Origin of the sequence: uncultured Wocania sp. (genome assembly GCF_964021735.1) — a bacterium.
In the GTDB taxonomy this organism is placed as follows: domain Bacteria; phylum Bacteroidota; class Bacteroidia; order Flavobacteriales; family Flavobacteriaceae; genus Wocania_A.
Window position 1 is genome coordinate 1 of sequence record NZ_CAXIBN010000112.1, and the last position, 10,586, is coordinate 10,586.

The window sequence follows — 10,586 nt, forward strand, 5'->3', positions numbered from 1 at the left end:
AAAATTTCCTAACGGTATACTTAAAAAATTCTTTTTAGTGTGGTGGTAGTATTAGTGGTGGTAGTATTAGCTATTAAACCACCTCAAACAACTTCCCAGGCAGCGGTCTAATAACACCTTTTAATTCCATAGTCAACAAAATACTAGCGACTTTAAAAATGGGCATTTCACAATTAATGGCAATAACATCTAGCACTTGTTTGTCGTTTGCTTTTAGGTAATTGTAAATCGTTTTTTCGGTAGCATCAAGCTCAACAAATAGTTGTTTTTGTATGGTTGGTTTGGCTATTGGTCCTGTCGAAATATCATCTTCCTCCAACTGCCAATTCAAAATATAAGGCACATCCAAAGGGTTTGAAAGCATGTGCGCCTTTTGGTGTTTTATTAAATTATTACAACCCACACTTTGCGAATCTGTTGTGCGCCCGGGAACAGCAAACACATCGCGATTGTAAGAGTTTGCAATATCGGCAGTAACTAAGCTGCCGCCTTTTTCGGCAGATTCTATAACAATAGTAGCTTCACTTAAACCAGCAATAATTCTATTTCTTTTTAAAAAATTGTTTTTGTTAAAAGTGTCGCTACTCCAGAAATCGGTAAAAAACCCGCCATGTTTTTCAACTTCAGCCATGTATTTTTTATGCACTTTTGGGTAAATGGTATGCATCCCATGTGCTAAACAGCCAATGGTTTGTAAATTGTGTTTTAAAGCTGCTTTATGCGCGGTTATATCGGTTCCATAAGCAAAACCAGAAACAATAATTGGGTTATAAGGCGCAAGCGCTTCAACCAAATTTTCGCAAAAAGCTATTCCATTTGTGGTAATTTTTCTAGCACCAACAATACTAATAATGTGTTGTTGCTTTAAATTAATATGTCCTGATTGAAACAATACAATAGGGCCATCTATACAATGTTTTAATTTTTCGGGATAGCAATCGCCTTTAAAATATAAAACCTTGAGTTTGTTTTCTTTTATAAATTTCAGCTCTTTTTCGGCTTCTTTTAAATGATGCGATTTAAACAAATCTCCTAAAGTAACACTACCAATGCCATCAATTTTAAGTAAGTTTTGCTTTTTTTCTTTTAAAACAGCTTCGGCAGAACCACAATGAGAAATGAGTCTTTTAGCAGTAATATCGCCAATGTTTGGCACATGTTGCAAGGCTAAAGTATAAAGCAAATCATTTTCTGTCATCGTAAACATTTGGTTTTAAAGCTACAATAAAAGAATTTTTCGACTGTTAATAAATACTTCGCTCGAAATTTTATCTGAAAGCATAATTTTTTAACTTTGTTTTTATGCAATTAGAAACCTACATAAGCGATTTATTATATAGATATGAGTGTGTTACGATTCCAGAATTTGGATCTTTTTTAGCGCAACGCGTATCTGCTACGATTAATGATTCAACACATGCGTTTTATCCGCCAAAAAAAGCGGTGTCGTTTAACGAGCAAATTCAGCAAAACGATGGATTATTGGCACACTATATTGCTGATGTAGAGAAAATTCCTTTTGAGATTGCTTCAAAAAAAATTGCGAAACGCGTTAAAATACTTAAGTCATATTTAACTCAAGGCGAAACACTTACGTTTAATAATATTGGCGAAGTGGTATTTAATAACGAGGGCAAAATTTTATTTGAACCAACCTATAATCTTAACTATTTAACCGATTCGTTCGGTTTATCTCAATTTACGTCACCCTCCGTAACTCGCGAAGTTTATAAAAAAGAGATTGAGCAAATTGAAAAAGTAATTCCGCTTGCCGTTTCTCTTGAAAAACGTAAAACCAGACCGTATTTAAAATATGCAGCTGTAGCTTTAGTTGCCTTAACACTTGGTGGTTTTGCTGCTTCAAATTTTTATGTTAATCAAATTGAAACACACAATCAATTAGCGCAAGAAGAAGCGACAAAACAACTAGATACTAAAATACAGCAAGCTACTTTTAGTTTAAATTCACTTCCTGCAATTACTTGGAACATCCCTAAACAAACAGGAAATTATCATATTGTTGCAGGTGCCTTTAGAGTTGAAGAAAATTGCAATAAAATCATTGCGCAATTAAAGAAAGATGGGTTTAACGCCAGAAAAATTGGTGTAAACAAATACGGTTTGCACGAAGTAGTTTATTCTAGCCACGAAACAGGTAAAGAAGCGCTTAAAGCCGTTCGAGAAATAAGAAAATCGCATAATAAAGATGCATGGATATTGGTTAAAAAGTTAGATTAATCTCAAAAAAAATCACTTCCTTTTTTACTTTATTAATACTTAAAAGCATAGTACCTTTGCAACATCATTAAAATAAAAGTGATGCAAGCAAAAACACCCGAGCAATCTAAAACAACGCTTACCGATATGGTTTTACCTGGTGAAACCAACCCACTAAATAATTTATTTGGTGGTGAACTACTTGCGCGAATGGATCGTGCCGCTAGTATTGCAGCTAGAAGACACAGTAGACGTATTGTTGTTACCGCATCGGTTAATCATGTAGCATTTAATAAAGCCGTTCCTTTAGGTAGCGTAGTTACCGTTGAAGCTAAGGTGTCTCGTGCCTTTAAAACTTCTATGGAAGTATTTATTGATGTTTGGATTGAAGACAGAGAATCTGGTGAAAAATCTAAAGCTAACGAAGCCATTTACACCTTTGTTGCTGTTGATGATACTGGTAGACCTGTTTCTGTTCCAGAAGTACATCCACAAACCAATTTAGAAAAAGAGCGTTTTGATGCTGCTTTACGTCGTAAACAATTAAGTTTGTTGTTGGCTGGTAAAATCACACCAGATAAAGCTACAGAGTTAAAAGCGCTGTTTGAATAATTAAACCTTTTAAATTTTTATAGGTCTTATAGTAGAATCCAAAATCTTAAAACTATGAGACCTATAATTTTATGTTCAGTTTTACTGCTTTTATTTTCTACGTCTTGCGCTACTCGTGTAAAAACAACCCCAGCAAAAGTTATCCTTATTAAAAAAGCTCCTAAGCATTACAAAATTGTAAAAGTTAAAGGCAAACGCTACTACTTTTGGAATGGAAAACATTATAGAAAAACTAGCAAAGGTTATGTTGTGGTTAGGGTGTAATCACGTGTCATTCTGAGAACCTGTTATTGCTTAGAAAATTTTAAATTATGGGATCCTGAAACAAGTTCAGGATAACACTGCGTGTCACATTTTGTAAATCCAAGATGCAGGATTTTGGGTATTACTTTCTTTAGAAATGCTAAAACTTAGTATTGTCTCTCCATTTATTTTATTAGTATAAACTTCGCCTATTTCTTGTTTAGTAACAACTTTATCACCTTCTTTTACATAAACTTTAGAAAGGTTTTTGTAGTAAGTAATATAGTTACCATGACGAATTATAACTATAGGGTTTACATTTTTCATTCTAACAACATCTATAACTTCGCCATTAAAAATAGATCTTACTTTAGCATTTTTTTCGGTGGCAATTCTAACACCATTACTTTTAATGGTTAACGACCGATTAATAGGATGCGGTTGAGTACCATAGCGCACTTTTACAATACCCTTCTCAACTGGCCAACTCAGTTTCCCTTTGTTCGATTCAAAGTCTTTTGCCAAAGCTTTACCAGCTGGTGTTAAAGCAAATGTTTTTGAGCTTGAAGATTTTCCTGCCTTTTTATTAGATTTTGCAATAGCCGCTTTTATAATTTTGTCTATTTCTGCATCAATTCTATTTGCTTCACGCTGCCTTTTATTAATTTGAGACGTGTAAAGATTAATGTTATTTTTAATAGATTTCATTATAACTTCGTGCTGTTTGCGCTCGGTTTCTAATGACTTTTGAGTCACTTTATTTTCAGCTATTAGCTTTTGTTTGTCTTCTTTTTGCTTTAATAAATTGGCATTAATGTTTTGTAATTCCGCCGTTTTATCTTTTATAGTTTCCCCTTGTTGCTTTTGATGATTACTATATTGTTTAATGTATTGTAATCTTTTATAAGCTTGTTTAAAGTCGTTTGAAGATAACAAAAACATAATCCTGCTTTGTTGGTTTTTGCTTTTATAAGACTTAACAAGCATTGCTGCGTAATCTTCTTTTAATTGCTTTAATTCTGCACGAAGTTTGGTAATTTGTTTTTGATTCGAATTAATTTCTCTAGTAATTAAATTCGCTTGTTGGTTAGTAACTTTAATTAAGTTATTTAACACATTTATTTTATAATTAAAATCTTCAATTAATGACAATTGTGATTTTTCTTTTGACTTGTTTTCTAAGCGTAATTCATTAATTTTCTGTATTTCGCGTCGTAATTCTTGTCGTCGTGTTTCTAACTCTTTTTGCTTATTATTTTGCGATGACCCCAAAGCAAAACACAAACAAAACCCAAGTAGTATTAAAAATTTATATGTGTGTTTGTTGTTCAATGTTATAGCTTAATTTCTTTAAAACCAGAAGGTATTTTAAACGGAAAACGTAAGTCTTCATTTAACGATACGTTTTTAAATTCTAGCTTTATAATGGTTTCTTGGTTTGATTCAACAGCGTTAATTTTCACATGCTGTGGTAATGTTTGGCTACCAACTTTTTGATACGACAAATAATCAATCTGTAAAATCCTTTGCTCTTTTGGTTGTGATATTTGCTGCGATTTCACTTTAAAATGCGACGGATCTAATAAAAAGAAAATTTCAAATAAATCGCGTTGTTTTTTAGGTTGAAGCACATAAACATTATCATCAACACGCGACTTATAAGCATCGTCTTTTAAATTAAATAGCGCTTCACCTAGTAATAAATTTTCAACTTTTTTAAAGTCTAATTCCGTACCCAATAAGCCACTTAAATACTCGTAATTCCCTTCAAAATAAGTGTTATCTAACTTGTTATAAAAACTAACTTTTTCTGGGGTTACTTTTGCTCTTATAACAGAAAAAGTTGCACTTATCCATAATATTTCATCCTTTTTTGCTCTGAATGAAACCGCATGTGTTTGCTCTTTTTGATTTTGAAAATAGGTTATTTTAAGTTTAGCTTGCAGTGTTTTAAAACTTGCTGCTTGTTTTGCGTTTTCCTTTATTAATTGTCTTGTAGATAAGTTATAATTTGCTACACCAGCATTAATTGTTTTGCTTGATTTACAACTAACCGCAAGCAATGTAATAAGTAGAAAAACAATACAAGTATATCTATTCATTAATTTGAGGTTTCTATTTGTTTTGCCTTATCACTAAACGTTTTTGCCTTAGCTGTATTGTTTAATAAGGTATATGCTTTACTTAATTGATTATAAAAATCTGCCTCCATTTTAGTATCGTCAATAATAAAATCTAATCCAGATTCTAAAATTTCGACAGCTTTTTTAGATTGATTTAAAGCATTTAACGCCACTCCATTTATTAAATAAAATATAGGTTGAGATGGATACTTTTCTAAAGCATTTTTACTTTTTTCTGAAGCTAAATTATATTTTTTCAAATCAACATAAAGCAATAATACATTACGTAAAACTTGAAAGTTATCGACCTCTAAAGCCAAAGCATCTTCGTAATATTTTAAGGCCTTAATTTTATCGCCATTTTTTAAATAATACTGTCCTAACTCAACTAAAGTTTTACTATTATTACTATCGCCAACAAGCGAAGTGACTTCAACTAAATCTGCTTCGTATTCTGGATTATTACGAACAAAATTTACAAAATCTGATAATACTTTAAGTTTAGCATCTGGTTTTATTTGGTTGCTTTTTAAAACTATTTTCATAGATTCAATAGCATTTTCAGTATTATTATCATCTAAATAAAACTTGTATAAAGCTAAGTGAACCATTTGCGAATTCGGATTAATTTTAAGCAGCTCTTTCGCAGTCTCAAAAGCTTTATTCTTTTCGTTGTTTTCACTATATCGGAAAATAAGGGCTAAATAATTCGACTCTTTATCTGGATTATTCTCAACACGCGATTCTAGGTTTTTAATTTGGTCTTTTTTTCGTCCAGTTGCCTCGTAAATTTGATTGCGAAGCATGTCTCTAGCAACCGATATTCCAAACTCCAAATCTAGTTCGTCTAAAATTTTTAAAGCCTCATTATAATTTTTTGTGCGTACGTAAAGTGATGCTAAATCTTCTTTGTAATCTGGATGATATTTTACAAGCTGTTTAACTGTTTTTATGGCCTTATCATAATCATTCTGTTCGGCATAAAAGCCATATAATTCATCTAAAAACCACTCATTATCGGGTTCTTTTTTTATAGCATCTTTAAAAGCATCTTCGGCAGCACCAAAATTTTTAAGCTTGATATAGTTTTTCCCTAATTCGAAATATAAAACAGATACAGAATTATCTATTTCAATACATTTTAAAAGCACTTCAACTGATCGATCGTAATTCTCAATTCCTTTTTGTTTTAAGGCTTCGTAGAAAAACTCTTGAAATTTATCGTCAACATCTCCTAAATCGTCATCTGGTTTTTTATTAAAATCTACTTGGGCATAGTTTTCCTGTGGAAAGAAAACCATTCCGAAGAGTAAAAAGAGTATACAGATTTGTTTTTTCATAAGAAAGATGCTTCGACTGCGCTTAGCATGACATTGTGTTTTCAAATAGTATTCCAAAGTCTATTTTATGAGATTCCTGCCTGTGCAAGAATTTATTCCAAAACAGAATAATCGCCAATACTTATACTCGTAAAATCACCATCATATTTTACATGATTACCAATCATGGCGTTATCTAAATTAGCGTTATTAATAGTAGTATGGGTTTGAATTAAACTATTTTTAACGTTTGTGTTCTCAATAACGCTATCGTTTCCAATAGAAACAAATGGCCCAACTGTGCTATTTTTAAGCACTACATTTTCTCCAATAAAACATGGTTCAATAATATTTGAGTTATCTAACTTAGCTGATGAAGCTACCAATTGCTCGTCTCCATCTGCTTTTAAAAAACCTAACATACGTTGATTGGTTTCTATGGTTATAGCTTTGTTTCCACAATCCATCCACTCATCAACGGTACCAGTTTTAAATACTTTACCATCTGCCATCATGCGCTTAATACCATCGTTAATTTGGTATTCGCCCCCATTCATAACGTTTTCATCAAGAATTTCTTGTAGTTTTCCTTTTAAAACGGCAACATCTTTAAAGTAGTAAATACCTATTACGGCTTGATTGCTTACAAAAGTTTCAGGTTTTTCAACCAGCTCAACAATTTCATTATCTTCATTAAGTTTTACCACACCGTAAGCTTCAGGGTTTTCTACTTGCTTCGTCCAAATAACAGCATCGGCTTTGTTATCTAAATCAAATTCAGCTCTAATCAACGTATCTGCATATGCAATAACTGCTGATCCCGAAAGCGATGGTTTAGCACACATAATAGCATGTCCTGTACCTAAAGGCAAGTCTTGACGATATATAGATGCCTTGGCACCTAAACTTTCGGCTAAAGCTTCTAAACTCTTCACAACATCGTCTCCAAACCAAGCTGGATCACCTAAAACAAAAGCAATTTCTTCTATGGGTTGTTTTAAAACTTTTGCAATATCTTTTACTAATCGATGAACAATAGGTTGTCCTGCAACTGGAATTAATGGTTTTGGCACTGTTAAACTATGTGGGCGTAAACGAGAACCTCGTCCTGCCATGGGTACTATTATTTTCATCTTTATGCCTGCGTAGGCAGGTATCTTTTAGTTGTTGAACTTAACTTCTAATTCTACTATAATTTAAATTCCAATTGATACTCAAATCTGACCAACTTGGATTCATTTCTTCAATTAGTTTTATTTTCCAATCTCTTTTCCATTTTTTGAATTGTTTTTCTCTTTTTTCTGCTTCAATTCCTTTATCAAATTCTTCAAAATAAATCAATTTATCACAATTGTATTTTGCGGTAAACGATTTTGGATAAACTTTTAATTTATGTTCTTTTACTCTTTCATCTATATTATCTGTTACCCCTATGTATAAAACACCTTTAGGCTTATTTGTCATGATATAGACATACCAATGTTTCATCCATTTTAATTATGAGATTCCTGCCTTCGCAGGAATTTATTTGGTTCCAGTGCTTCCAAAACCACCTTCACCACGAGAGGTTTCAGATAATTCATTTACCTCGACCCATTCAGCACGTTCATGTTTTGCGATTACTAATTGTGCAATACGCTCGCCTTTATTAATAACAAAGTCTTCATTTGAAAGATTAACCAAAATCACGCCTATTTCGCCTCTATAATCGGCATCAATAGTTCCTGGAGCATTTAAAACGGTAACTCCTTTTTTAGCTGCTAATCCACTACGGGGCCTAACTTGTGCTTCAATTCCTATTGGTAATTCAATAAAAAGACCTGTTTTTACAATTGTTCTTTCTAAAGGTTTTAAAGTTATAGATTCTGAAATATTTGCTCGCAAATCCATTCCTGCTGATGCTACAGTTTCGTAATGCGGTAAATCGTGAGTAGATTTATTGATTATTTTAATTTGCATATTAACTTTTAATTTGAAATTCTATTTTTTTTCAATATTAGTTTTAATTCCTTTCGTTCCAAAAAAGCAACTATTACCACAAAGAGTAACAAAAATACAGTTCCTAATAAAATATTTCTATCTAAATGATAATAAGTTATGAAACTTAATGATGTACTTACTATAAGATAAATTGCAATTCGACTTAAATCATAAGGTACCGGATAATACTTTCTACCTAATATATATGAAATTAGCATCATTAAACTATAAGCAATAAGTGTTGCATAAGCACAAGCCATAAAACCTATTTTAGGAATAAATATGATATTAAATCCAATAGTAATCGCTGCCCCAATAAGCGAAATATACATTCCGAAACGCGTACGGTCTGTAAGCTTATACCAAATTGAAAGGTTATGATAAATACCTAAGCAAAGATTAGCTAACAAAACAATTGGTACTATATCTAAAGCCAATAAATAGCTTTCTTTTTTTATAAAAATCGGTCTTAACAAATCTATATATATCACAACAAACATTAAACCCAAAGCACCAACAATGGTAAAATATTTTAAAATAGTTGCATAGGTTTGTGTTGCATTTTCTTTATCGGAATGATTAAAGAAAAACGGTTCTGCTCCCATTCGAAAGGCTTGAATAAATAAAGTCATAAACACAGCTAATTTGTAACATGCGCTATATGCTCCATTAACAAACTCGCCTTCAAGTTGTGGTAACAACCATTTATCTAAATTTTCATTGATTACAAAAGCTAATCCTGCAATCATGATAGGCCAGCCGTAGCTTAAAAATTGTTTTAAAATTTTAAATTCAAAATTTAGTTTAGCTTTAAAGAAATAAGGCAATACTAAAATTAAAACGAATGCACTAGCAATAAGGTTTGCTATAAATATGTACTCTACATTGTTTTCAACATTAAATAATGATCTCAATCCTTCTGATCCATAGGTTGTAGATAGTAGGAGCACATTTAAAAGCACCATAATAAAAACATTAATCAATTTGATTGATGCAAATTTTATTGGTCTTCCCGTGACTCTTAAATAAGCAAATGGGATTACAATTAAGGTGTCAATAAGTGTAATACCAACAAGAAGTGAATAGAAATCCGTATTGATTCTTAACGCTTCTGAAATTGGAACTCTAAATAAAAATAGTAATATTCCAAAAATAAAAGTACTAACAACAATGGTTATCATTGCTGTAGACAAAACTCTATCTTTATCTTTGTTTTTACTAAAAAATCTAAAAAAAGATGTTTCCATTCCATAAGTAAGAATGACATTAAAAAAGGCTGCAACTACGTAAAATTCTGTGTTTTCAGAATAGCCTTCATTAGGAAGCACATCTGTATGCAAACGCACTAAAAGAAAGTTAATCAGTCTAGGCAATACAATAGCCAAACCATAGATAACTGTATCTTTAAAGAAAGTTTTTAGTACGCTCAAAGGATATATTTTGTTCTGCTAAAAATACGTTTTTAGCTAACGTAAACCAAAGATAAGTTATTGCTTTATTAGGTCTCACAGTTAGCTAATGCTTAGGTTTCTTTAAAAGAATATTTGAGATTTTAAAATACTTAAGTGTATTTCCTTGTTTGTAGCTAATAACACATTCGTTGTCTTCTAATTTAAAAGGTACTTTTTTAGGAAGTTCGGGTACTTCATTACCATATTCTGCATATGGGTCGCTACTCATTATAATATCCTTTTTTTGATTTGTAGCGGCTTTGAAACGACCTATAAAAAGTGGTTTTTTAGAAGCTTCTAATTTAGCTTGTTGCCCTTTAAAATAAACACTATCTAATATTATGCTATTAGGATTTGATGTTACAGGAATAAATAAATTAAATCTAGAATCGCCGCCCTTTACATCTTCTATCAAATGTTGATAATATACTTCTCCAATTATAAAAGGCACAGCATTTTGAAGTTTTTTAGTTGTTGAACACTTAGAAAAACTAATCATAACTAAAAGCATTAATAATGTGTTCGATATGTTTTTAATAGTTTTCATTTCAATATAATTGAATATTATAAAGATATTATTTGCAAAATGGATGCCATAAAAAAAGCCTCACGAAATGTGAGGCTTTATATCTATTAAAAAT

At 31.6% G+C, this 10,586-nt stretch carries 12 protein-coding genes; 3 read left to right on the forward strand and 9 right to left on the reverse strand.

Annotated elements, in window-relative coordinates:
- Positions 1 to 73 precede the first annotated feature (73 nt).
- The gene (gene dprA, locus AADI82_RS10425) at positions 74 to 1,198 is read right to left on the reverse strand and encodes a DNA-processing protein DprA (protein ID WP_341216382.1); all 1,125 of its coding nucleotides are present in this window, start codon (positions 1,196 to 1,198) and stop codon (positions 74 to 76) included.
- Between the two features lie 104 nt (positions 1,199 to 1,302).
- Here dprA and AADI82_RS10430 point away from each other — a divergent pair, with 104 nt between their 5' ends.
- The 3 genes from AADI82_RS10430 to AADI82_RS10440 all read left to right on the forward strand — a co-directional run bounded on the left by AADI82_RS10430 (position 1,303) and on the right by AADI82_RS10440 (position 3,093).
- A complete protein-coding gene (locus AADI82_RS10430) occupies positions 1,303 to 2,238 on the forward strand; it encodes an SPOR domain-containing protein (protein ID WP_341216383.1) in 936 nt (311 codons plus the stop codon).
- A gap of 81 nt (positions 2,239 to 2,319) precedes the next feature.
- Positions 2,320 to 2,829, forward strand: a complete 510-nt coding sequence (locus AADI82_RS10435; RefSeq protein ID WP_034042276.1) for an acyl-CoA thioesterase — start codon at positions 2,320 to 2,322, stop codon at positions 2,827 to 2,829.
- A 54-nt stretch (positions 2,830 to 2,883) separates the two neighbouring features.
- Positions 2,884 to 3,093, forward strand: coding sequence for a DUF6515 family protein (locus AADI82_RS10440; protein WP_341216384.1), 210 nt, complete (start codon positions 2,884 to 2,886; stop codon positions 3,091 to 3,093).
- Positions 3,094 to 3,177: 84 nt separating this feature from the next.
- Here AADI82_RS10440 and AADI82_RS10445 read toward each other — a convergent pair whose 3' ends face one another.
- The 8 genes from AADI82_RS10445 to AADI82_RS10480 all read right to left on the reverse strand — a co-directional run bounded on the left by AADI82_RS10445 (position 3,178) and on the right by AADI82_RS10480 (position 10,492).
- Positions 3,178 to 4,404 carry a peptidoglycan DD-metalloendopeptidase family protein gene (locus AADI82_RS10445; protein WP_341216385.1) on the reverse strand — a complete coding sequence of 409 codons (1,227 nt, stop codon included), beginning with the start codon at positions 4,402 to 4,404 and terminating at the stop codon, positions 3,178 to 3,180.
- A gap of 2 nt (positions 4,405 to 4,406) precedes the next feature.
- Complete coding sequence (locus AADI82_RS10450) at positions 4,407 to 5,174, reverse strand: DUF4292 domain-containing protein (RefSeq protein WP_341216386.1); 768 nt, start codon at positions 5,172 to 5,174, stop codon at positions 4,407 to 4,409.
- Entirely contained in the window at positions 5,174 to 6,535 is a 1,362-nt protein-coding gene (locus AADI82_RS10455; protein ID WP_341216387.1) for a tetratricopeptide repeat protein, read from the reverse strand. The genes AADI82_RS10450 and AADI82_RS10455 overlap by 1 nt, the downstream gene beginning before the upstream one ends.
- A 92-nt stretch (positions 6,536 to 6,627) precedes the next feature.
- Positions 6,628 to 7,647 carry a sugar phosphate nucleotidyltransferase gene (locus AADI82_RS10460; protein ID WP_341216388.1) on the reverse strand — a complete coding sequence of 340 codons (1,020 nt, stop codon included), beginning with the start codon at positions 7,645 to 7,647 and terminating at the stop codon, positions 6,628 to 6,630.
- A 40-nt stretch (positions 7,648 to 7,687) separates the two neighbouring features.
- Entirely contained in the window at positions 7,688 to 8,002 is a 315-nt protein-coding gene (locus AADI82_RS10465; RefSeq protein ID WP_341216389.1) for a GIY-YIG nuclease family protein, read from the reverse strand.
- A 36-nt stretch (positions 8,003 to 8,038) separates the two neighbouring features.
- Positions 8,039 to 8,473, reverse strand: coding sequence for a dUTP diphosphatase (dut, locus tag AADI82_RS10470; RefSeq protein WP_341216390.1), 435 nt, complete (start codon positions 8,471 to 8,473; stop codon positions 8,039 to 8,041).
- Between the two features lie 8 nt (positions 8,474 to 8,481).
- On the reverse strand, positions 8,482 to 9,924 hold the full coding sequence (locus tag AADI82_RS10475) for an oligosaccharide flippase family protein (protein WP_341216391.1): 1,443 nt from the start codon (positions 9,922 to 9,924) through the stop codon (positions 8,482 to 8,484).
- Between the two features lie 85 nt (positions 9,925 to 10,009).
- Positions 10,010 to 10,492, reverse strand: a complete 483-nt coding sequence (locus AADI82_RS10480) for a hypothetical protein (RefSeq protein ID WP_341216392.1) — start codon at positions 10,490 to 10,492, stop codon at positions 10,010 to 10,012.
- Between the last annotated feature and the right edge of the window lie 94 nt (positions 10,493 to 10,586).